Below are 23674 nucleotides of genomic sequence, written 5' to 3'. Positions count from 1 at the left end.
GATCCGATTTTTCGGACCCATTTTTTTATCATTTATTGAAACTAAAAACGAATGTTTGATAGCAGTAAACTTTATATCCGTTGCAAATACTGGATTTGTCAAAGAATTTTTTTTACTACTCAGCTAATTTGATTTTGTTTAAAGTAAAAGTCAAATTTGAAATATCAGCAGTAACTTCATTTATTCTTGAGTTTGTAAAATACAAGTAGTTGTTATAAATACTAAATGTATCTGCCCATTTTATCTTGTCACCTTCTACCAAAGTTTGAATACTGCCATCTGGTTTTCGATACTGGATTTTATTATTTTCTAAATCGGCAAAATATAAATTACCGTTTTGGTCAAATAGCATTCCGTCTGGTGCGGCAGTTTTTGCCTCAAATCGAACGCTTTCTTCCCTGCTTTTTTCATCTTCAGAGTCAAGCATATTTGTTGCAATTGAATAGAGGCTGTATCCTGTAAGAGCATGAAAATATAGTCGGTCGTTTGCAGTGTCCAGGGCTATTCCATCTGAATGAATAGTATTTTTCCATTTTTTATCTCCAAATGTCAAAAAGCCTTGTTCGGCAGATGTTGATTTGTGGTTGTCTAAAACTCTTCTGGAACGACCGGATTTAATGTCTAGGATGACAATACCAGAGTTTCCTGAGTCAGTAAGATAGATTTTTTGAGTTTTTTTATCTACCCTAAGATCGTTGATATAAGAATTAGGGTGGTAGCTGTTTTTATCTAGAATATAGGTTTTAACTAATTTATCAGTAGCTAAATCAAAAACAAAAATACGAGGTGCATCCAGTACATTTTCAAATAATTGACTTCTGGTGTCTAAAACATACAATTGGTTTTCAAAGGCAACTACTGATTGTACTCCAATAAATTTATTGGCTACAACTGGCTGTCCAATCTCCCAAGAATTCCAGTTTTCATCGGGATAGCTTTTTTGAACGGTAGTATTTGTTATTTCCACGACGGAATCATCAACTCCTTTTCTCCATCTCGGAAAGTTTACAAAAATACGCCCGGCATCAGTAACTGTGACTCCGGTAACTTGTTGCCCTTTGAAGGCAGCAACTGCTATCACTTGATTCGCTGTGCTGTCAACTTGTTGGTTTTTAACTTCGGCCGCTTTCTTGCTAGTTGTTTCTTTGCACGAAACAAAGAATGTAACTATTGAAAATATAAAAAGGATCTTTTTCATTTTAATTGGTTTTATCTGTGGGCGAATGGATTAAGTCATTTCGAGGAACGACGCAATCCCATTCCTATTATTTGTTGCTCGTTGTGTACACAGTTTGCAAAACTACGGTAACTCTTGTGAATATCCGAGTGATCCGGTTTATTTCCTAGCGACTTGTTTGAGTAATTGCGAGGAACGAAGCAATCCCATCTAGTTTGTCTATTATTTATTCGCTTCTCGTTGTGGGCACATTTTGCTGTATGTCGTTCTAACTTTAGCAAATTTTATTTCCCTGTGTTTATTGATTATTGGATGGCTACGAAGTCAGAGACTTCGCAGAGCAATCCCGATTATATTTTGTTGATACGACTTATTCATACTTCGTAGAGCTGGTAAAGTTATCGCGTTGCAAACGCTATGATTGTGCTCAAAATTTAAATTCATCCTACTTAGAAGAATAGTTTGTCCCTTTTATTATTGCCATCTTTTTACCTCTTCTCGAAATAGAAGTAAAGCTAATCCGGAAGTAAATACCATACAGCTGATTAACATTAGAAAACCATTATTCCAAATGAAGTAGGAAAGTCCAACAAAAGGACCGCCTATTACTACCATAAGAGTGCTTATTGGATTTGTTTTGATGAAGTTTAGCGCATGAGCAGCCAAACCTATAAAAAGTAAAGACGGACCAACAATAATAAATGGGTATAAGATTAATGGTGTATTACTTATTTGTTCTCTTAATTTTTCGCTGCCAATAGCATCATTACCAAAACTCCACATAATAAAATCAATTGTGCAAAGTCCAATATGAGCAATAATTCCCAGAGTTGTAATTACAGAAGCTCCGGTGTTAATCTTGTTCTTGGGAAATACATTATTAAAAGAAAATAGTAACACAGCTCCAATTAAATTAAACCAATGTGCCAGATCAATATATTTTTGAGTGTTCAATGAAATAAGAGCAAAGAATACATAACTCGTAACGAAAAAAACGAGTCCTATTGCGCATAACGTTTTTGGTTTAATCATAATTTATTTAATGTGAATTATTGTTTTGCTTACTTAATTCTTACTACGAAGTCGGGAGACTTCGCAGAGCAATCCCGATTATATTTTGTTGATACGACTTATTCATACTTCGCAGAGCTGGCATGAGATTAATTATTACCAAACAATTTCTTTGCTTCTTTCCAACGTACCAAATCCTCGTTTTGTGTGCGACGAGATTCAATTTTGGAGGAGAATTTTCCGGACTGTTTCATCGCTGCCAGATGGGTGCCATTGTGATAAAAAGCGTCAATGTCATTTTCATTTTCCCATAACGTCATGGTGTACCAAACTCTCCCGTTCCAACTGCCGGCTACTTTGTGTTTTTTACAGTTGGCTTGTTGCAGCTCTGCTATGATTTGCCCATTGAACTTAAAAAAAGGAATCAGTTTCAGGTATGAATTTAACTCGATTTTAGTGATGGAAACTATCATTAGCTTTTATTTGTTAATGATAGGCTTATTTCATTGCGAGGAACGAAGCAATCCTATCCAGTTTGTCTATTATTTTATTTGCTTTTCGTTGTGGGAACAGTTTGCAAAACTGCGCTAACGATTATGGATATCCGAGCAATCGGGCTTTTAATTGTTATTCTTTATTTATTTGACGATGCAATTTGCACAAACTTTGATGCAATATATAATATTCCAGGTCGGACGAATATATATAGTATTGCACTCACTAATGTTAATATGGATCCGATACCAGTTGGAAGTACAGCACCAAATGTAAATGTCATGCCAATAACGAAACCTAGAAGACATTCTGCCCGAAAAATTGGAAAGTACAGGGCTAATGGCAATAGTCCCAATATCATGTAACCCGATAAATCAGAATGGCCAAAAGTAAAAAAGACAGATAGCAGCACCCCGAATAATAAAGAACCAGTGAATCTGTAAAGTGTATGTTTTTGATAATTTGACGTTTCAGACCTTCCATTGTTATGACGAACAATTCTCTTTTGGATTCGGTACAAAAGAAACCAAGTTAAAAAAGGAAGTAGCAGTCCACCCCACCAATTAGAGATTTCCGGTAAGTCTTTATCGTTCAAAATATGGTGACTTGGCACACCTCCATGATAATAATTCCAGGCTAAAAGTGTCCATATGGCAATTGTTACAATTCCTGTGAAATATATACGGATCTTAAAAAACATTTTCTCGACCATAAAAGCTGATTATGATTGTCTACTTATTTGATTCATATATTAGGATTTCTTAGCCTGACGTTCTCGCGACACAAGCAATTTGAGACTAAATTAAGTCCTATTTTCGGATTTGCCACCCGAGCTATAGCGAACAGGCGAAGCAAATCATCCCAAATATAAAACCATTTTTCCATTAAGCCAAATACCTAAATCCGTTGTAGTAATTTTTGGTAATTGGCTCTACAATTTAATTGTTATATAGTATTCTGTTATTCTTAGTAGTACAAAACAAATGAAAGCAATAACTAATTTGATTATAAATTTATTTTTTGGTTGTTGAGGTGTATTGAAATTCATTAATGCCTTTATGCTTTGAATAACTTTATCTTTATTTAACCATAAAATCATTAGAATTAATACTTGGTATAGAATAGCAGCTTTCAAAGCTCCAAGATGCACTTCGAAATATATGTCTTGTAAAATCACATTTACAAGTATAGTAGATGTAAACAAACAACCAATAATTCTAGTTCTTTTTATCAAAATTAATGTTCCTCCAATTATTTCAAAAAGTCCTAATGTTAATGCATATGATTTGGAGTAACCATAAAAAGCCCACATCAATTCCATTCCAGTCATTTCTGAAACAGTTTTGTGAATTTCAGAAGCTCCATCAAATTGTACTATTTTACCTCCACCATAAAAAAACATTGCAAATACTACAATCCAACTAATTGCATTTTCAAAAATTTCTATTTTATCTTTTCTGTCTAATTTCATTCTTCGTGTTTCTCTTTTAGCTTGTTACCCAAAGTCTAGCGCGAGCTTATTGTTCGTACTAATTACAAGGGTTAGTTATTTAATTAAACCGAAAGTCTTCAAAATGAATAATTGGCATAACATCACTCATTGTAGAAATACAAATTCCATCAATTTCTTGGTTTTTCATTTCAGCTTTATTTTTATAATTAAAATAAATAAAGTACGTGAAATATAAATACTTTATTGGTCTGAAATCTGCATAACGAGCAGTAATTGCTGTATACATCCAACTTGCATAATTTTGACTTTTAAAATTTTCTGAATTTTTAATTATATTTTCTGTAATCGTTGCTTCTCCAAAAATTTTGTCGTCTTCTTCAAATGAATAACGACATTTGACAGGATATTTTTTGTCAGGTTTACAAACTAAAGAAATAGATATAATATTCTCGTCTTCTAATTCTGTCGTAAAGAGAATTACTGCATTTGAAAATTTGTATTTATAAACCCAAAATTCAAATTTCTTGTTTTCATTCCACTCTTGTTCAATATCGTCCTTTATTTTCACTAATGGTTGACCTAAATCTTCAATTATTTTACCAATTGTTACTTCGCCAGGAATGTAGTTGTATAAAAAGTCTTGATGAATATTTTTCCGTTCCCCTAAACCAATAACGTTTCCTGATATCTTTTCTTTAATTTTTGAAAAATAAGTGACTAAGGAAGTTATTATAGCAACTACAGAAAGAATTACTGCAATTAATGGTTCAATTTCCTTTGTATTGGAATACCATATTGATGCTAAAATTAAAACAATGAATTCCGATGCTATTGTCAAGTAATTTTTTAAAAAATTTACCATTCTGAAGTTTTAGTTTTTTATAATTACATATTTCTGATAATAACAGAGTTATGACATCTAAATTGGGTCGCTTTATATAACAAAATTCAGTGTATATTTAATTTTCAAATATATAAATTTCTTCCGAAAATACTGATAAAAATTATTAAGTTTAAATGGCTACTCCAAACCAACATCTTTTTTTTAGTAATGTTAAGGAAATTTGCTATTATATTAGACGTTTAAATATTCAAAGACATTGTCGAAAATGTGGAGAAAATTACAATCAAGTTGATGATATTCTCGAACCTAAAAGAGTTTTCGACTACTTATAAACAGAATTACCTAACGCTTGTGTATATCCGAACAATTGGGGTGTTTTAAAATTAAAGTTTGAGTGTTGCAAACGCATCTAAATAGTTGCAGATTAAAATTGGCACTCGCTGCAAACAAGTGCCAGTAAGGACTTTAGTTTTTTGGATTATAATTATTGTAGGTTTTATTGTCTGGTGTAGTTTTTAAGTGTGGTGCAACATAAGTACCATTGCTCTTTTGGTAACCTTGCTGGATTTTGTATTTTCCACCATTATCATAGTTTCTCTCTGTTGTTTTTGGTGCAGAATAGCTTGAAGTTGAATAGTTTGAACTACTACTTGTCGGTGTTGAATAACTTGATGTCGAATACGAGTTACCATAAGTTTCTTTATTAGCTTTGTATCTCATATCTGGTGTGCCATCTTTTTTTGTTTGAGCGCTTACATTAACGACACAAACTAAGGCAAATGCCAATGTAAAAAGTACTTTTTTCATTTTTTTTAAATTTAATTTTTATTGCCTACTCTACACAGTTTTCGGCTTACCTGTTTAATTATTTTTATACTCGTCTGCGTTTGACATTACATCAACTGAGTAATTCTTTGCTTTTCAAGCTTAATCTTTTTTATCTTCGAGGCCGTCTAAAATATTTCCATGATTTTCATAATTATATCCATCGTTAGCAGAAGAAGTCCAATTATCCAGAATTACAACTCTGAAATTATTCAGTTTAGTTTTTATAACTTAATATAGAAAATTCTGACTAAATAGCTTTTGGTTTTATATTTTACTCAAAACTAACTCCTTTTGATTCAGTAATGTTACGGAAAACCGTAAACGCAATTATTTTAACACAAACGCCCTAGCCCTGATAGTAGCGGCATCCTTTTTCTGGTCTCCTCTCGTCTTTTGCGATGAGACGAAGCCAGAAAAAGATATAGCGAATAGCAGGAAATAGCTCCTGATTGTCACACAATTCTATCCTCATTGTTCGCAATGACAATCTCAATTGGGAACCTTGCAAACTGAATACTTTTTTCGTAATTTTGCAGTCTAAATAAAGGACTAAGAAAATGTTAGATAGACTTCAAATAGTAAAACAACGTTTCGATGAGATTTCGGATTTGATTATTCAGCCGGATGTGATCTCGGATCAGAAGCGTTATGTACAATTGAATCAAGAGTACAAAAGTTTAAAAGCTTTGGCTGAAAAGCGCGATGAATACGTTATTTTGATGGCAAACATCGATGAAGCAAATGAAATAATTGCTGATAACAGCGATGCAGATATGACCGAAATGGCCAAAATGCAACTCGACGAAGCCAAGGGAAGATTGCCGGAACTAGAGGATGAAATCAAGTTTATGTTGATTCCGAAAGACGAGGAAGATGCCAAGAACGTGATGGTCGAGATTCGCGCCGGAACCGGTGGAGATGAAGCCAGTATTTTTGCTGGAGATTTGTTCCGTATGTACACCAAATATTGTGAAAACAGAGGTTGGAGAACTTCTGTGGTAGATATGAATGAAGGTACTTCGGGTGGTTTCAAAGAGGTAATTTTTGAAGTTACGGGCGAAGATGTTTACGGAACTTTGAAGTTTGAAGCGGGAGTTCACCGTGTGCAACGTGTACCGCAAACGGAAACGCAAGGACGTGTTCACACATCGGCAGCGACAGTAATGGTGCTTCCGGAAGCGGAGGAATTTGATGTACAAATTGATATGAATGATGTGCGTGTGGATTTCTTTTGTTCGTCAGGACCTGGTGGACAATCTGTAAATACTACGAAATCGGCGGTTCGTTTGACCCACATTCCTACCGGATTGGTAGCACAATGTCAGGATCAGAAATCGCAACATAAAAATAAAGACAAAGCTTTTGGTGTTTTGCGTTCCCGTTTGTACGAACAAGAATTAGCTAAAAAGCAAGCCGAAGATGCAACAAAACGTACCTCACAAGTAAGTTCTGGTGACCGTTCAGCAAAAATCCGTACCTATAATTATGCTCAAGGTCGTGTTACTGATCATAGGGTTGGAATGGATGTTTTTGATATGGACGGTGTAATGAATGGTAAAATTCAAAAATTGATTGATGAGCTTCAATTGGTAAATAACATGGAAAAACTGAAAGAAGCCAGCGAAGCTTTCTAAGAAACCAGAATGCTACAAAACCAAAAACCAGCGAAAAGAAATTTTCCGCTGGTTTTTTTGCATTCATAACTAACCAATATTATTTTTCTGAAAGGTTTGCGCCTTTTAAAATTCCTTTTTGTTGCTGAATAGAATTCCTGAACGCTTCATATTTGGCGGTTGCCGAATCAATTTTGGCATCAAAGGCCGCTGTATCTTCTAAGTCGTCAATTGTGCTATTGAGTTCCGTGGATTGTTTCTCGAAATATTTTTCAATAGTATACCAATTGGCCGCTGCATCAGCAGTAGTTTTTTGGGTAACTGAATCAATAAAGCGAATGTATCTGTTTGTAACTAGTTCGGCTTTCTTTTCCTTTTCACTTTGACACGAGGTAAAAGTGATTGTCAGGAAAAAAAAACCGAATAGTACTAGTGCATTTTTCATTTTGGGTTTTTTCTTATAATTTGAAACCGTATGCTAATCGAAGCGATATTTGTCCTAAACCATCTTTAGCTACGTCGTTTTTAACAACTGGAAAGTCATTAAAGTGTTCGTATCGCAAACTGATGTCAATTTTATCCGTAGCATATCCAATGGATGGGCTCAATAACAAAGAGGTATCATTGTATCCGTTTGTAACTGCAAATGCAGCACCAACTTCTCCCATTAAATACAATTGGTCTTTAAGGACAAAAGCTTTGAAACCGGCTTTTGCAGGAATGTAACCCAAGTCATTGTTGTCACCTGACACAAACATATTGCTGAATCCTGTGGTTAGGGTCAACGAATATTTTTGGGATAAATCATACTGAAGTCTTGCATCGGCACCCAAACTGAAATCGTAAGGATTGTCAAGAGGAAGTCCTCCATTGATTCCAACTCCAAGACGAAATCCCTGATCGTAATTTTGTACTTCCTGCGCACTTGTCGTCGCTATTCCTAATACGATAGCTAACGTTGTGAAAACTGTTTTGATATTGAATGTGTTTTTCATAATAATTTACTTTAATGAATAAATTTTTGAGCTTAATTTTTGAATTATACCTTTTATACATTTCCGCTGAACGGAAGTTGTGTCTTAAAGCGTTGGCTTATTGATGTTTTTCAAGTTGTCTGCATTTGCAATTTCTGCCTTAATGACCTCTTTTGTATTTCCTAACAATTGTTCGGATTCGTTTTTGAGATCATTTATTGTTTGCGAAATCACATTGGATAATTTACCCGATGAATCTTTAAGCGACTCTGCTAAGTCCGTGCTTTTATCCACGATTTTTTTTCTGGTTTCACAACCTTTTGCCGGAGCAAATAGTATTCCTAATACCGCTCCTACTGCTAATCCTCCAAGTATTCCTAATGCTATATTGTTATTTTTCATGGCTTTATTTTTTTAAAATTTAAATTATTTATCCTCTTATTACTCGCAGTAAAATGGCTATTACTGCTATGATCAATAAAATATGAATCATGCTGCCCACGCTGTAAACGAAGAATCCTAACGCCCAAAGGATTACGAGCACCACTGCAACTGCGTATAATAGATTTGACATGATGTTATTAAATTACTGTTTAGTATTAAAATTTTATCGCTGCGTATATACTCAAAACGCTGTTTTTAGAATCTGGGAACGTATAGGTTTGTCCAAGAACTGTTCTTTCTTTTCCAACAGTGCTTAGTCCATAATTGTATCGAGCACCTATTCCAAAACTGTCAAAATCAAATCCAACTCCTGCAGCTACACCGAAATCAAATTTATTTAAGTCGTCTTCATTAACATTTTCTTCAAAGTTGTACGATCCATTTGTGGATTCGTTGGTGATTTTTGAGTCTACCAGAAATGCTGCGTAAGGTCCAAATTGAACATTGAAATTCTTTGTAAGATTTGCTTTCAACAACACAGGAACTTCAATGTAGTTCAGTCTGAATTTTCCTGTTCCATTCGCAAATGCGTTGTCGTATTGCAGTTCCGCTCCTTTTGTAGTGTAACTAACTTCTGGTTGCAATGATAGGCTTGAAGTTAAAGGAAGTTGTGCGAATAAACCAATATTGAAACCGGCTAAAACATTTTCGTCATCAACATCTTCTGTATATAAATTGGACATGTTCAAACCTCCTTTTATTCCCAATGATGCTCCACTTTCTTGTGCTTGAATTGCATTTGCAGCTCCTAATGTTACTAAAACAACGGCTAAGATTCTCTTTAAATTTTTCATCTTTGTATATTTTTAATTGTTTGTTTCTGTTTTACAAAGATGCGATGGCGATTGTAATTGCATGTTACATCAATTTCGAATATTGTTACAGAATTTAAATGTGGCTTTATAGAATTTGGTTTTTATCAAGCAATACCGGCAATAGCAATTAGTTTTAGATGGAGTTCAGTGGTGTTTAGAAGATGATGGATGATATTTTGAAAACAAATATCTAATGTGTTGATTATTTAGTTTTTATATAAAAAAAATACTTTTACAAAACCAAAATAGGTATGTAAAAGTATTTGATAATAGGTTTCCTTAAAAATTTAAGGAGAACGTAGTATTTTCAGAAGAAGGGAATGGTTTTTTATTCAGCAGGAATATAAATAGTAAATGTGGCTCCTTCATTAAGTTCAGCATTCGCTACGATAAATCCCTTGTGGTTTTCTACTATTTTTTTACAGATTGCTAAACCAATTCCTGTTCCTGCGTATTCATTTTTGTTGTGCAGTCGGTTAAAAAGAATAAAAATCTTTTTAGCATATTCTTGTTCAAAGCCTATACCGTTGTCCTCGATAGTAATTTTGTAATATTTAGCATTGTTATTGTTGTTAGGAAGAAAATTATCTTCCTGCGCACTGATTAGCGTAGAATTTATTTTAATAACTGGCGCGACATCTTGTTTGCTATATTTTAATGAGTTGCTGATAAGATTAATGAATAACTGTTGTATTTGGAAAGGAATTACACGCAGGGTAGGTAGGGTGTTGCTTTCTATGATTCCATTTTTCTCCTCAATGACTTGAGCTAATTCTTGTTTTGCATTATCTAATAAGGAATTCAAATTAGCCTCTTCAAAAACTTTTTCAGCTTTATTAGTTCGGGAGAATTGTAATAAATCTTCAATAAGAACGCGCATTCTTTTTGCTGAAGATTGAATGCTGGAAACGTATTGCTGACCGGATTTAGATAAATTATCATAATCTTTACTCACTAGTCTGGAAAGAAAAGTTTCTATTTTTCTTAGCGGTTCCTGTAAGTCATGACTGGCAATATAATTGAATGCGGTAAGTTCTTTATTGTTGCTTTCGAGTTCTCTATTACGTTCCTCAATAAAATTTTGAGCATACATCTCTTCGGTTACATCGCTGGTAGTTCCGATGTGTGTTTTCTCACCAGAAGCAACGGTTACAACCCTACCCAAAGCTCTAAAATATCTGACTTCACCATCTTTTCGTATAATTCTATAGGTAAAAGGCGGCAATATAGAGTCGGTAGGAATAATATTTGCATTATCAATTACGTGTTGTAGATCATCAGGATGCACAAATTTATAAAACTCTTCCACACTTGCTGTGAAGGACTGCGGCTCGCATCCTAATAATCGGTATTCGTTATCAGAGAAAGTGTATTCATGAGTCTCAAGATTGTATTGCCAACTTCCAAAACCTCCTACAATTTCTGCCAGTTTACTGGCTTCAATCGCAACAGAAAGAGTATTTATAGTGCTTTTTAGGATGATTAAATCCCGGTTCATTTTGATAAAAGCAATTGTGATTAAAATAAGCGTAACTATTAGCGTTAAATAGATGAGTAAAGGCGTATAATTCATTGTAGATTCATACTCTTTTTGTCTGTTATTCAGTAGGTTTTTTTGGGCAATCATCATGTCTTCTATCTTCAATCTAATAGAATCCATAGCCTGTTTACCTATTAAAAGATTAGAAACTAATTGTTTCTCATCATAATTTTTCTGCTCTGTGAGGTATAAGGTTTTTGAGAGGTAATTTTGCCTTTTATTAATGAAAAACAATAACTTTTTTAGATTTGCCTGCTGTGTTCTGCTATTCTTAGTAAGTTTAGATACTTCGTTAAAAGATTTCTTAACTAAATTTTTTGATTTTAGGTAGGGTTCCAGAAACTTTTTGTCCCGAGTCAGGATATAACCTCTTTGACCAGTTTCAGCATCTTTTATGAATGAAATCAAGCGTTCAAGTTCAGTATTCACTTCATGACTATTACTTACATAATTGGACGATTTTTTTAAAACCGTAATATGTTTGAAAGTAATACCGCCAATAAAAAATATTACTGCAACAGAAATAATAAAAATTATTTTTAAAAAAAGCGGTGATTTGTGAAGTTGCAAATAATTCATTTTACATTCTCATTAAAAAATTATCTTTATTCAGGCCAGAGGTATGGTATTGCCAATTGATGGTCACTACTTCTGAAAGGATTTTTTTTAAATTATCGAAATCATTTGGTTTCTTAATGTAGATATTGGCACCGTTTATAAACGTTTCTTCAATATGCTCTTCAGATGATGAAGTAGAATAGATGGCTATTGCAATGTCATTCAGTTTTTCGTTCTTTTTAATTTCCAAGAGACATTCAACTCCATTCTTTTTTGGCATGTTTAAATCCAGAAACAAAACGTTTGGCAAAACAGAATCTTCATGATTAAGATAATCCATTAACTCAACACCATCGTTGAAGGTACTCACTTTGGTGTTTATTTTTAATTCTTCAAATGCATCCGTAAAAAACAATCTGTCATCTTCGTCATCGTCTGCAAGGCAAATATTTATAAAATCAGTAGTCATATACTATTGGTTTAATTGTTGTTTTTATTGGATAATTCTCTTCGTTTCGAAATAATGCGCTGGAAAGCAGAAGGCGTCATTCCAGTGGTATGCTTAAATTGCGTGCTTAAATGTGCTACACTAGAATAATTCAACTGGATAGAAATTTCAGTCAAATTAAGTGGCGTGTTGATCATCAATTGTTTCGCTAATTCTATTTTTTGAATAATGATAAAATTTTCAATAGAAGTATAGGTTACTTCAGAAAAAACATTGGACAAATAGGCATAACTAAGATTTAATTTATCCGCAATATACACGGAGCTTTTTATGTTTAACGGCTTATCACTGTTGACCATTTCAACGATAGCGTCTTTTATTTTTTGAACCAAAACACTTTTCTGGTTTTCAACTATTTCTATGCCATATTCTTTAAAAACAGCAGTGATTTCAGCTACTTTTTCAGAGGGTATTTTTTCTAAAAAATTAAATTCACCAAAACCGATAATATTAAATTTATATCCTAATTCGGATAGCTTTTCTTGAACAATTTTTTTTGTCAGTTGAGCATAGTCAAACTTCAAATATACTTTCATAAATATTTTTGTTTAAGGGTAAAGATATAAAAAGGTTGCTTTCAAATTCATCTTGCGTTTCAGAGAAAATTGAATTTAAAAACCGAAAAGGGTTATAAGTAAAATTTTGTGTCATTTTTTTTGTAACTAAATTTTATATTTTTGTTGATTATTAATGTTTTACATGATCATTTTCTTGTTTTTAAGCTATGATAACAAAATTTAAAAACATTCAACAATAGTTAATTTTGTGTTTTTTTTAACAGCAGTGAAATTTAAAAGCAATCAATTGATACTGATTTTTGTCAGTAAAAATTCTCTGGAGTATATGCGTTTTGTATTTAATAACGGGGGTTTTAAATATTTTTTATTTCCTCTTCATAAATTCCATTGCAACGGATTATACCTGCAATGTTCTAAAGAATTCAAATATTGTTTTAGGATTATAAGTGATATTGATTCTATGTTCGTAATTTTGCGCCACAACTACAGAAAAAATGACAACACAAAAATTAATTCAACAAATACAACTCAAAAAATCCTTCCTATGTGTAGGTTTAGATGTTGATTTGAACAAAATTCCAAAGCATTTATTAGAATTGGAAGATCCTATTTTCGAATTCAATAAAGCAATTATTGATGCCACACATGACCTAACGGTCTCCTATAAACCCAATACCGCTTTTTATGAAGCGTACGGTATAAAAGGGTGGATGTCACTTCAAAAAACTATTAACTATATCAACGAAAAATATCCTGATATCTTCACTATAGCTGATGCAAAACGCGGTGATATTGGAAATACATCATCAATGTATGCGAAAGCTTTCTTTGAAGATTTAAATTTTGACAGTGTTACCGTTGCGCCTTATATGGGCAAAGATTCGGTAGAGCCTTTTCTGGCTTTCGAAAATAAGCATACGATTATGTTGGCTTTGACTTCTAATGAAGGTGCATTCGACTTTCAGACGTTGAATGTTTCCGACGCTTCGGGAGGAAAAGAATTGTACAAACAGGTGTTAGAAACGTCTAAAACATGGAAAAACAGTGAAAACCTGATGTATGTTGTAGGCGCTACCAAAGCGGAATACTTCACTGAAATCCGTAAAATTGTTCCAGATAGTTTCTTACTTGTTCCCGGAGTTGGTGCGCAAGGCGGAAGTCTTGCTGAAGTTTGTAAATACGGAATGAACTCCAATGTTGGGTTACTGATCAATTCCTCAAGAGCAATTATTTATGCTTCAAATGAAACTGATTTTGCTGAAAAGGCTAGAGGAGAAACGTTGAAAATGCAACAGGAAATGGAAGAGATAATGAGTTTAAAGTTTAAAGTTTAAAGTTTCAGGTTGCCCAACTTTGAACATTAAACCTTTAAGTTTTTGTCAGCACGAAATGTTACTAATATTCCATAATTCTCAGAACCATTAAGACATTAAGTTTCATTAAGAAATACTTTAAAGCCTAATTTCTTAATTGCAAAAAAAGCATAATATAGTATTTAACCATGTGAGGAATATTACGACATACAAGATAACCCATTTGAAGATTTCACAACTTAAATGAACTTACATGGCTTATATGGTTTAAATTTTATTTTGGAGCTAACTTGTATTTATAGACAGTATGTAAAAAAAAACTGAACTTTTCTTAATTTCTTAATGGCAAAAAAGTATAATATAGTAGTTAACCATGTAAGGAATATTAGCACATATAAGATAACCCATTTCAAGATTTCGCAACTTAAATGAACTTACAAGGCTTAGTGGTTTAAATTTTATTTTGGAGCTAACTTGTATTTATTGACAGTATGTAAAAAAAACTTAACTTTTCTTAATTTCTTAATGGCAAAAAAGCATAATATAGTAGTTAACCATGCAAGAAATATTAGGAAATATAAGATACCCGATTTGAAGATTTCGCAACTTAAATGAACTTACGTGACTTATATGGTTTAAATTTTATTTTGGAGCTGGCTTTTAATTATAAATACTATTTAAAGCTTAATTTTCTTAATTTCTTAATGGCAAAAAAGCATAATATAGTAGTTAACCATGTGAGGAATATTAGGACATACAAGATAACCCATTTGAAGATTTCGCAGTTTAAATGAACTTACATGGCTTATATGTTTTAAATTTTATTTTGGAGCTGGCTTTTAATTATAAATACTATTTAAAACTTAATTTTTCTTAATTTCTTAATGGTTAAAATGCTGCTAATTTATGTTTTAATAATATGAACTTTAAACTATAAACTTGAAACAAAAAAATCTAATCGATCAAATAGGAACAATTCATTCATTTGAAACGTCTCCAAAACGTATTATTTCATTAGTTCCCTCTCAAACCGAATTACTTTATGATTTAGGTTTGGAAGACCGAATCATAGGAATTACAAAATTCTGTGTGCATCCGTATCATTTTAAATCAACCAAGAAAATTGTTGGCGGCACCAAAAAAGTGCATTACGAGAAAATAAGATTGCTGCAACCGGATATTATCATTTGTAACAAAGAAGAAAACACAAAGGAAATTGTGGATGAATTGCGTAAAATCTGTGCAGTTTGGGTGACAAATATCATCACGATTGAAGATAATTTCCAAATGATAACCGACTTTGGTCAGCTCTTTAATTGCAGAACCGAAGCCCAGAAATGGGACGACAAATTGGCTTTTGCCTTGAGCGATTTTAAAATCTTCATCAAGGATAAACCGGAGCAAAAAGTGGCCTATTTTATTTGGAAAAACCCTTTTATGGTTGCGGGTTCTGATAATTTCATTAATGAATTACTGAAACTAAACCATTTTAAGAATATTTACCAAACTTCGGGGCGTTATCCTGAAATCGAGCTCAAAAAAATTCGTCTGGAAGGTGATCCTGATGTGGTCTTCCTATCATCAGAACCCTATCCTTTCAAGGAAGAAGATGCTTTTGAGATAGGTCGTTTTACGCATCATGCAAAAACGGTTTTTGTAGATGGTGAAATGTTTTCCTGGTACGGAAGCCGATTGCTAAAAGCGTTTGATTATTTTAAAAAAATGCATCAAAAATTATAATTCGCATTCCTCTAAAATTAATTCTTCCGGAGTTTCGGTGGTATTTATAGGGTTTTTTTCGAGGTCGAAATTAAATTTCGCAAGTATTTGGTATTCTTTTTTAAGCTTTTCTATTTCACTTTTCTCTTTCAATAATCCAATCATCGGTGTAATTTTTTTGCAAATTTACGGCATACAATTATAAAAAACGCACTATTTTTTGTTAAGATTGGGATTTAAAATTAAAGTCCTATTTTTACAAAAAAAAATACGTGATCAATTATACCATATACGAAAATAAAAACAGTGATCAGTGGGTAACTTTTGTTCATGGTGCCGGAGGAAGTTCGTCTATCTGGTTTAAGCAAATTCGCGATTTCAAGAAACAATATAATGTATTGTTATTGGATTTGCGGGGTCACGGGGAATCAAAACCCACTTTGAAGACGGCTTTCAAACAGAAATATACTTTTTCGGCTTTGGCCAATGATATTCTGGAAGTCTTAGATTTTCTTAAAATAAAAAAATCACATTTCGTTGGTATTTCATTGGGTACTATTCTCATTAGACAATTGGCCGAAATGTATCCGGAACGCGTGCAAAGCATGATTCTGGGTGGTGCAATACTGAAAATGAATTTCCGTTCTCAAGTATTGATGCGATTGGGAAATATGTTTAAATATGTATTGCCTTATCTCGTTTTATACAAGTTTTTTGCCTTTGTCATCATGCCTAAAAAAAGTCACAAGCAATCTCGCGTTCTTTTTATAAACGAAGCCAAGAAGTTATACCAAAAAGAATTTATAAAGTGGTTTAAACTCACAGCTGAAATAAATCCCGTGCTTAAATGGTTCCGTCAGGTCGAATTGAATATTCCTACGCTTTATGTAATGGGTGAAGAAGATTATATGTTTTTACCATCAGTTAGGAAAGTGGTGGAGAATCATTATAAATCGTCGAAACTCTTCGTAATAGAAAAATGTGGACATGTAGTAAATGTAGAGCAACCCAATGCTTTCAATGATGCGGTTCTGTCTTTTATAAATACAGCTAAATAAAAAAATGCCTGCACTATGAATGCAGGCAATTCTTTAACTAACCAAAACCAAAATAATAAATAACCAGTTTATTACTCTGCAAAGATCACACTTAAGGAAACGTTTTGCTGTTAAGATTTTGTTATTACTTTGTTGCACATAAGTTAAGATTTTTTATACTTTTTATTCTTTACAATTAATTATAGTTTCGGAAGAATTTATTGGTGTATGGGTGACAATATACAGTGCAGAAACTAGTTCGAAAAAGGATTGTTTTTTATAAAAATACCACCGTTTTATTGTCATAAACCATTGTTTTTCTTTCGGCATGCAATTTTATGGCTCTGGCCAAAACCATGCGTTCCAGATCACGTCCTTTCATAATAAAATCTTCTATCGAATGACTGTGTGAAACTCTCGCAATATCCTGCTCGATAATCGGACCTTCATCCAATCCTTCGGTCACATAATGACTGGTGGCACCAATGATTTTTACACCGCGTTTAAAAGCCGAATGATACGGTTTTGCTCCAGGAAACGCAGGCAGAAAAGAGTGATGAATATTGATAATTTGATTTTTATATTGTGCAATCAAATTAGGAGTGATAATTTGCATATAACGCGCCAAAACAATAAAGTCAATATTGTATTCTTTCAATAAATCTAATTGCTTTTGTTCGCCTTCCGCTTTAATATCTTTCGTGAAAGGAACATAATGAAACGGAATAGAAAAACGTTCTGCCACACACTTCAAATCTTCATGGTTGCTGATGATCAAAGGAATTTCTAAAGGCAATTCACCAGCGCTGTAACGTCCTAAAATATCATATAAACAATGGTCGTATTTAGAAACAAACAAAGCCATTCTTGGTTTTTCGTTTTGGGTATACATTTCCCAAGACATGTTGAACGGCGAAGCTAACTTGGCTTGAAAATCAGTTTTAATTGCTTCAATATTCCAATTTTTGGCACTGAATTCACATTCCAAACGCATGAAAAATACATTTTCATCGGCATCGACATGTTGATCTAAATAAATAATATTGCCATCAATGGACGAAATATAATTAGTAACGGAGGCAATAATTGCTTTTTGATCTTCGCAATGGATTAGGATTGTAATTTTCTGCATTAGCGTTCTGTTTTCAGCTTTGTTCTTAGTAATGAATAGTATTTTTCAAAACTAAACGTATTTGTTTTTATAAAAAAGTTGAATTTGGCTGTTTAATGTTTGAAAAAAAACAGCCCAATTTCAATCTATTTGTTATCCTGCATCGCAAAAACTTTCTGCAACAAAATAGAAGTTCTGGAACTCAAATTCGTTCTGATGTTTTTCTCTTCAACGGCAACCATTTTGAAAACGCCATTCAGCGCTTGATTCGTAACATAATCTGTCAAATCAGGATTTACTTTATTTACTAGAGGAATGCTGTTGTATTTTGTAATAATATTGGTCCAAACTTTATCGGCACCAACTTTAGTAAACGAATTTTTAATCACTGGATTAAATTTTCCGTATAAAGCCGTCGAAGTACTGTTTTGTAAATAATTCGTCGCCGAACTTTCATTGCCCATCAATATCGTTTTAGCATCCATAAATGTCATGTTTCTAACAGCGTCAACAAATATTGGCGTCGCTTCCTTTACCGCGTCTTCAGCAGCACGATTCAATACTTTTAATCCTTCATCAGCCAAAGAACTCAATCCAATTCTTCTCAAACCGGCGTCTACTTTTCTTAATTCTTCCGGCAATAAAATTTTCACGGCTTCATTTCTGTAAAAACCATCGGTGGCAGTCAGTTTGGTCACTTGTTTTGAAATCCCATTATTCAATGCTTCCTTTAATCCGCCGGCAATATCAACACCGCCAATTCCTTGCGTTTGCGGAAATTGATTCATAACTTGTTGCATTTCGGCACAACTGGAAAGTGAAATTGCTACTGCTAAAACTAAAATTTTCTTCATCGTAAATTGTTTATTTATTAATTCGCCTTCCGGCATTTGTAAAAATACTACTTATTCAAAAACAAAGCCAACTATTCTTTAGGAGCACAAAGTTTAGTAGTATTAATCACGATTTGTCCCGCTTTCCGCTGTATTCCCGATAAATAAAAACTACGGCTAAAAAAAAGCCTTCTTTTTCTAAATCGGGAGATGTCGCTGCAATCGGGGCTAAATAACAAAATTCTTCCTTATTTATTAACAACGAGCAGCAACATCAAATAATTTTTAAAATAAAATTGTAAATTGCACACTTAAATTATCATATTCATAAAATGGAACCCGTAAAACCGTATATCCCTGTTAATAAAGTAAGAATTGTAACCGCAGCAGCCCTTTTTGATGGTCACGATGCCGCAATCAATATCATGCGTAGAATTATTCAATCTACTGGTGTTGAGGTGATTCATCTAGGTCACGACCGCAGCGTAGAAGAAGTAGTTAATACCGCGATTCAAGAAGATGCGAATGCAATTGCGATAACTTCCTATCAAGGAGGACATAACGAATATTTTAAATACATGTATGACTTGCTTCAGGAAAAAGGAGCGGGTCAAATCAAAATATTTGGCGGTGGCGGTGGTGTAATTCTACCTTCAGAAATTGCCGAATTACAAGCCTACGGAATTACCAGAATTTATGCTCCGGATGATGGCCGTGCGATGGGATTACAAGGAATGATAAACGATTTGGTACAAAAAGCGGATTATCCTGTTGGCGATAAACTGACGGATGAAATTAATCATTTAGAAGAAAAAAATCCAAAAGCAATTGCCAGAATTATTTCATCAGCAGAAAACTTTCCTGATGTTGCTGCTAAAACTTTGGAAACCATCCAAAAAAAGAATAAGGGTTGTAAAACTCCAGTTCTTGGAATAACAGGAACCGGTGGATCTGGAAAATCATCTTTGGTGGATGAATTGGTACGTCGTTTTCTAATTGATTTCCCGGAAAAAACAATCGGATTAATATCTGTTGATCCATCCAAACGTAAAACAGGTGGAGCACTTTTAGGAGATAGAATCCGAATGAATGCTATCAATAATCCTCGTGTTTACATGCGTTCATTGGCTACACGCCAATCGAATTTGGCTTTGTCAAAATATGTTGCCGATGCAATTCAAGTAATTAAAGCGGCAAATTATGATATCATCATCTTGGAGACTTCTGGAATCGGGCAATCCGATACAGAGATTATGGATCATTCCGATGTTTCTTTATATGTAATGACACCAGAATTTGGTGCTGCAACCCAATTGGAAAAAATCGATATGCTTGATTTTGCTGATTTGGTAGCGATAAACAAATTCGACAAACGCGGTTCTCTGGATGCATTGAGAGACGTTAAAAAACAATACCAACGAAACCATAATCTTTGGGATGTAAATTTAGATACACTTCCGGTTTTTGGGACAATTGCTTCGCAGTTCAACGATCCAGGAATGAATACGCTGTACAAAGCGATTATGGATAAAGTCCATGAAAAAACGAATTCTGATTTGAAATCAACGTTCCAAATCATTCGTGAAATGAGCGAGAAGATTTTCGTTATTCCGCCACATAGAACCCGTTATTTATCTGAAATTGCCGAAAGTAACCGTAAATATGATGTTACTGCGGTAAGCCAAGAACAAGTGGCACAGAAATTATATGGAATTTTCAAAACAATTGAAACGGTAGCTAAAAAAACTCCTGAGTTAAACAAAGCAGGAATCAATGATGATTCTGTTTTGCCAACAGCTATAGAATTGGAGAAATCGGGTGCTGCCGAGGATAAAATATTTTTGAATCTTTTACTGAATCAGTTTGAAAAAGTAAAAATGGATTTGGATCCGTACAATTGGGAAATCATTTTGACTTGGGACGAAAAAGTAAACAAGTACAAAAATCCAGTTTATACGTTCAAAGTTCGTGACAGAGAAATCAAAATGGCTACGCATACAGAGTCGCTTTCACATTCTCAAATTCCGAAAATTGCATTACCAAAGTATAAAGCTTGGGGTGATATTTTACGTTGGTGTTTGCAGGAAAATGTTCCTGGAGAATTTCCTTTCACCGCAGGTTTGTATCCTTTCAAGCGTGAAGGAGAAGATCCTTCTCGAATGTTTGCTGGAGAAGGTGGACCGGAAAGAACCAACAAACGTTTTCATTATGTGAGTGCGGGATTGCCTGCTAAAAGATTATCAACTGCTTTCGACAGTGTAACTTTATACGGAAATGATCCACATGTACGTCCTGATATTTATGGGAAAATAGGGAATGCCGGAGTTTCTATATGTTGCTTGGATGATGCTAAAAAACTATATTCTGGTTTCGATTTGGTTCATGCGATGACTTCGGTGAGTATGACTATTAATGGACCAGCACCCATGTTATTAGGCTTTTTTATGAATGCGGCTATTGACCAACAATGTGAGTTTTATATCAAAGAAAATGGTCTTGAAAAAGAAATTGAAGCAAAAATTAACAAAATATACGCGGCTAAAGGAGTCGAAAGACCACATTACCAAGGAGATTTACCGGAAGGGAATAGCGGTTTAGGTTTGATGCTTTTAGGCGTTACAGGAGATCAGGTTCTGCCTTTAGAAGTGTATGACGAAATCAAAGCAAGAACATTGTCTCAAGTTCGTGGAACGGTTCAGGCTGATATTTTAAAAGAAGATCAGGCACAAAATACTTGTATTTTCTCTACTGAATTTGCGTTGCGATTGATGGGTGACGTACAGGAATATTTCATTACTAAGAATGTTAGAAACTTTTATTCGGTTTCTATCTCAGGATATCACATTGCCGAAGCAGGAGCGAATCCGATCACGCAATTGGCATTTACACTTTCTAATGGTTTCACGTATGTGGAATATTATTTGAGTCGTGGAATGAACATCAATGATTTTGGACCTAACTTATCGTTCTTCTTTTCAAATGGAGTAGATCCTGAATATGCAGTTATTGGTCGTGTAGCGCGTAAAATTTGGGCGAAAGCCATGAAAAACAAGTATGGTGCTAATGAACGTGCTCAAATGTTGAAATACCATATTCAAACATCGGGTCGTTCTTTGCACGCACAGGAAATAGATTTCAATGATATTCGTACGACTTTACAAGCTTTGTATGCGATTTATGACAACTGTAATTCCTTACATACTAACGCGTATGACGAAGCAATTACAACACCAACAGAAGAATCAGTGCGTCGTGCCATGGCGATTCAGTTGATTATCAATAAAGAATTAGGTCTGGCCAAAAATGAAAACCCAATTCAAGGTGCTTTCATTATAGAAGAACTAACGGATTTAGTGGAAGCAGCAGTTTTATTGGAATTCGACAGAATTACCGAACGTGGCGGAGTGCTTGGTGCTATGGAAACGATGTACCAACGCTCTAAAATTCAGGAAGAAAGTTTGTATTATGAAACGTTGAAACATACAGGTGAATTCCCAATTATTGGTGTGAATACGTTCTTGAGTTCCAAAGGTTCTCCAACGGTAATTCCAGCGGAAGTTATTCGTGCTACGGAAGAAGAAAAACAATACCAAATTGATATGTTGAACCATTTGCATCAATCGAATCAGGATTTGGTAAATGAGCATTTAAATACGCTTCAGGAAGCTGCCATTAAAAACGAAAACTTATTTGAACATTTAATGGAAGCGACTAAGGTTTGTTCTTTGGGACAAATTACTTCGGCTTTATTTGAAGTAGGCGGTCAGTATAGAAGAAATATGTAAACAGAGAACCACTTTTTGCATAGCAAAAACAGTGTGAATCGCTGATCCCGATTTCGGGCGGGATTTGATTACAATATTTATAAAAGGCCTTTCAGCGATGAGAGGCTTTTTTTTGTTTAGTAATTATTGTGGCTTTATTTTATTTATTCTAAAGTATTATATTTACTTTTCAATCATCTAAAAAACGTTCCAATGAAAAAATTTCAAATTGTATTCTTATTTTTCCTTTTTGGGCATGTAGCTGTTTCTTATGCGGCAAAAGCCGATACGTTGCAAATTCCTAGTTTGGCAATGAATAAAACATATAAAGCTGCGGTAGTTTTACCAAGTTCTTATGCTAAAAGCAAAGCTAATTATCCAGTGCTTTATTTGTTGCATGGCGCTTATGGCCATTTTAATGATTGGTTATCTAAAACTCCGGATAAGAATTTATTACACAATTTAGCCGACCAATATAATATCATAATTGTAATGCCGGAAGGTGAAACATTTAGTTTTTATCTGGATAGTCCTGTTAATAAAGGAAGTCAGTTTGAAACTTATATCACGAAAGAAGTAATTGAAAAAGTAGATAATACCTATCGAACCATAAATGACAGAAAAGGGCGTGTAATTACTGGGCTTTCCATGGGAGGCCACGGAGCTTTGTATCTTTCGACAAGACATCCGGAACTTTTTTGCGCTGCAGGAAGTATGAGTGGAGCTGTAGATATGGGAAGCATAATTAATCCAGAATCAAAGGAACGAGTAACTAAATTAATGGAGCCTGTTTTTGGAATTGAAGGAGCGCCTCAGGAAGTATATGCTGCTAATGCGGTTTTGAATATGGTAGACAAAATAAAAAGCAACAAGCTGGAATTGATTATAGATTGCGGAGTAGATGATTTTTTGATTGAATCTAATAGAGAATTACACCGAAGACTTGTTTATAGTAAAGTTGCTCACGATTACACAGAACGTCCAGGAGCGCATACTTGGGAATATTGGGAAAATGCGTTGCCTTCCCATGTTTTATTTTTTAGCAAAATCTTAAAAAATGATACTCTAGTGGTGAAATAGATTTATATTCTTTAAAAATTTCAAAAGGCCTTTCATAGA

At 33.9% G+C, this 23674-nt stretch carries 24 protein-coding genes; 7 read left to right on the top strand and 17 right to left on the bottom strand.

Going from position 1 to position 23674, the window contains the following annotated elements; all coding sequences use genetic code 11:
- Positions 1-115 precede the first annotated feature (115 nt).
- The 3 genes from G7A72_RS05345 to G7A72_RS05335 form a co-directional block, all read right to left on the bottom strand.
- Positions 116-1198 carry an L-dopachrome tautomerase-related protein gene (locus G7A72_RS05345; RefSeq protein WP_165151720.1) on the bottom strand — a complete coding sequence of 361 codons (1083 nt, stop codon included), beginning with the start codon at positions 1196-1198 and terminating at the stop codon, positions 116-118.
- Between the two features lie 453 nt (positions 1199-1651).
- A complete protein-coding gene (locus G7A72_RS05340) occupies positions 1652-2209 on the bottom strand; it encodes a hypothetical protein (RefSeq protein WP_241258580.1) in 558 nt (185 codons plus the stop codon).
- Positions 2210-2337: 128 nt separating this feature from the next.
- Entirely contained in the window at positions 2338-2661 is a 324-nt protein-coding gene (locus G7A72_RS05335; RefSeq protein WP_165151719.1) for a hypothetical protein, read from the bottom strand.
- 258 nt (positions 2662-2919) lie between these two features.
- On the opposite strand from G7A72_RS05335, the gene G7A72_RS16675 reads away from it, so the two are divergent.
- On the top strand, positions 2920-3048 hold the full coding sequence (locus tag G7A72_RS16675; protein ID WP_256371165.1) for a hypothetical protein: 129 nt from the start codon (positions 2920-2922) through the stop codon (positions 3046-3048).
- 566 nt (positions 3049-3614) lie between these two features.
- Here G7A72_RS16675 and G7A72_RS05330 read toward each other — a convergent pair.
- From G7A72_RS05330 to G7A72_RS05320, 3 genes are all read right to left on the bottom strand, one after another.
- Positions 3615-4154, bottom strand: coding sequence for a hypothetical protein (locus G7A72_RS05330; RefSeq protein WP_165151718.1), 540 nt, complete (start codon positions 4152-4154; stop codon positions 3615-3617).
- A gap of 79 nt (positions 4155-4233) precedes the next feature.
- A complete protein-coding gene (locus tag G7A72_RS05325) occupies positions 4234-4998 on the bottom strand; it encodes a hypothetical protein (RefSeq protein ID WP_165151717.1) in 765 nt (254 codons plus the stop codon).
- Positions 4999-5445: 447 nt separating this feature from the next.
- Positions 5446-5787: a hypothetical protein gene (locus G7A72_RS05320; RefSeq protein WP_121364682.1), complete on the bottom strand. Its 342-nt coding sequence runs from the start codon at positions 5785-5787 to the stop codon at positions 5446-5448.
- Between the two features lie 578 nt (positions 5788-6365).
- On the opposite strand from G7A72_RS05320, the gene prfA reads away from it, so the two are divergent.
- Positions 6366-7442, top strand: coding sequence for a peptide chain release factor 1 (prfA, locus tag G7A72_RS05315; protein WP_113665376.1), 1077 nt, complete (start codon positions 6366-6368; stop codon positions 7440-7442).
- 79 nt (positions 7443-7521) lie between these two features.
- Here the strand turns inward: prfA and G7A72_RS05310 are convergent, their stop codons facing one another.
- The 8 genes from G7A72_RS05310 to G7A72_RS05275 all read right to left on the bottom strand — a co-directional run bounded on the left by G7A72_RS05310 (position 7522) and on the right by G7A72_RS05275 (position 12796).
- Positions 7522-7866, bottom strand: coding sequence for a hypothetical protein (locus G7A72_RS05310; RefSeq protein WP_165151716.1), 345 nt, complete (start codon positions 7864-7866; stop codon positions 7522-7524).
- A 13-nt stretch (positions 7867-7879) separates the two neighbouring features.
- A complete protein-coding gene (locus G7A72_RS05305) occupies positions 7880-8416 on the bottom strand; it encodes a hypothetical protein (RefSeq protein ID WP_113665378.1) in 537 nt (178 codons plus the stop codon).
- A gap of 84 nt (positions 8417-8500) precedes the next feature.
- On the bottom strand, positions 8501-8797 hold the full coding sequence (locus G7A72_RS05300) for a YtxH domain-containing protein (RefSeq protein WP_165151715.1): 297 nt from the start codon (positions 8795-8797) through the stop codon (positions 8501-8503).
- A gap of 28 nt (positions 8798-8825) precedes the next feature.
- Positions 8826-8969 (bottom strand): lmo0937 family membrane protein, encoded by a 144-nt coding sequence (locus tag G7A72_RS05295; protein ID WP_113665380.1) that lies wholly within the window; start codon positions 8967-8969, stop codon positions 8826-8828.
- Positions 8970-8994: 25 nt separating this feature from the next.
- The gene (locus G7A72_RS05290; RefSeq protein WP_165151714.1) at positions 8995-9633 is read right to left on the bottom strand and encodes a porin family protein; all 639 of its coding nucleotides are present in this window, start codon (positions 9631-9633) and stop codon (positions 8995-8997) included.
- Between the two features lie 349 nt (positions 9634-9982).
- Entirely contained in the window at positions 9983-11773 is a 1791-nt protein-coding gene (locus G7A72_RS05285; protein ID WP_165151713.1) for a CHASE3 domain-containing protein, read from the bottom strand.
- Between the two features lies 1 nt (position 11774).
- On the bottom strand, positions 11775-12221 hold the full coding sequence (locus G7A72_RS05280; protein ID WP_165151712.1) for a response regulator: 447 nt from the start codon (positions 12219-12221) through the stop codon (positions 11775-11777).
- Positions 12222-12232: 11 nt separating this feature from the next.
- Positions 12233-12796 (bottom strand): AraC family transcriptional regulator, encoded by a 564-nt coding sequence (locus G7A72_RS05275; RefSeq protein ID WP_113665384.1) that lies wholly within the window; start codon positions 12794-12796, stop codon positions 12233-12235.
- A gap of 476 nt (positions 12797-13272) precedes the next feature.
- Between G7A72_RS05275 and pyrF the strand changes: the two genes are divergently transcribed.
- Both pyrF and G7A72_RS05265 read left to right on the top strand, forming a co-directional pair.
- Positions 13273-14112, top strand: a complete 840-nt coding sequence (pyrF, locus tag G7A72_RS05270) for an orotidine-5'-phosphate decarboxylase (protein ID WP_165151711.1) — start codon at positions 13273-13275, stop codon at positions 14110-14112.
- Between the two features lie 918 nt (positions 14113-15030).
- Positions 15031-15831 carry an ABC transporter substrate-binding protein gene (locus G7A72_RS05265; RefSeq protein WP_165151710.1) on the top strand — a complete coding sequence of 267 codons (801 nt, stop codon included), beginning with the start codon at positions 15031-15033 and terminating at the stop codon, positions 15829-15831.
- On the opposite strand, the gene G7A72_RS05260 is transcribed toward G7A72_RS05265, so the two are convergent.
- On the bottom strand, positions 15826-15975 hold the full coding sequence (locus tag G7A72_RS05260) for a hypothetical protein (RefSeq protein ID WP_165151709.1): 150 nt from the start codon (positions 15973-15975) through the stop codon (positions 15826-15828). The two genes, G7A72_RS05265 and G7A72_RS05260, sit on opposite strands and share 6 nt — an antisense overlap.
- Positions 15976-16082: 107 nt before the next feature.
- On the opposite strand from G7A72_RS05260, the gene G7A72_RS05255 reads away from it, so the two are divergent.
- Positions 16083-16868 carry an alpha/beta fold hydrolase gene (locus tag G7A72_RS05255; RefSeq protein WP_121364975.1) on the top strand — a complete coding sequence of 262 codons (786 nt, stop codon included), beginning with the start codon at positions 16083-16085 and terminating at the stop codon, positions 16866-16868.
- Between the two features lie 256 nt (positions 16869-17124).
- On the opposite strand, the gene purU is transcribed toward G7A72_RS05255, so the two are convergent.
- Both purU and G7A72_RS05245 read right to left on the bottom strand, forming a co-directional pair.
- On the bottom strand, positions 17125-17979 hold the full coding sequence (gene purU / locus G7A72_RS05250) for a formyltetrahydrofolate deformylase (RefSeq protein ID WP_165151708.1): 855 nt from the start codon (positions 17977-17979) through the stop codon (positions 17125-17127).
- A 125-nt stretch (positions 17980-18104) separates the two neighbouring features.
- Positions 18105-18812: a DUF4197 domain-containing protein gene (locus G7A72_RS05245; RefSeq protein ID WP_165151707.1), complete on the bottom strand. Its 708-nt coding sequence runs from the start codon at positions 18810-18812 to the stop codon at positions 18105-18107.
- A 311-nt stretch (positions 18813-19123) separates the two neighbouring features.
- On the opposite strand from G7A72_RS05245, the gene G7A72_RS05240 reads away from it, so the two are divergent.
- Positions 19124-22576, top strand: coding sequence for a methylmalonyl-CoA mutase family protein (locus G7A72_RS05240; protein ID WP_165151706.1), 3453 nt, complete (start codon positions 19124-19126; stop codon positions 22574-22576).
- 192 nt (positions 22577-22768) lie between these two features.
- Complete coding sequence (locus G7A72_RS05235; protein ID WP_165151705.1) at positions 22769-23635, top strand: alpha/beta hydrolase family protein; 867 nt, start codon at positions 22769-22771, stop codon at positions 23633-23635.
- The last annotated feature ends 39 nt before the right edge of the window (positions 23636-23674 follow it).

Source organism: Flavobacterium sp. Sr18, from assembly GCF_011064265.1.
Lineage (GTDB): Bacteria > Bacteroidota > Bacteroidia > Flavobacteriales > Flavobacteriaceae > Flavobacterium > Flavobacterium petrolei.
This window is presented reverse-complemented; position numbering and strand designations above follow the sequence as displayed.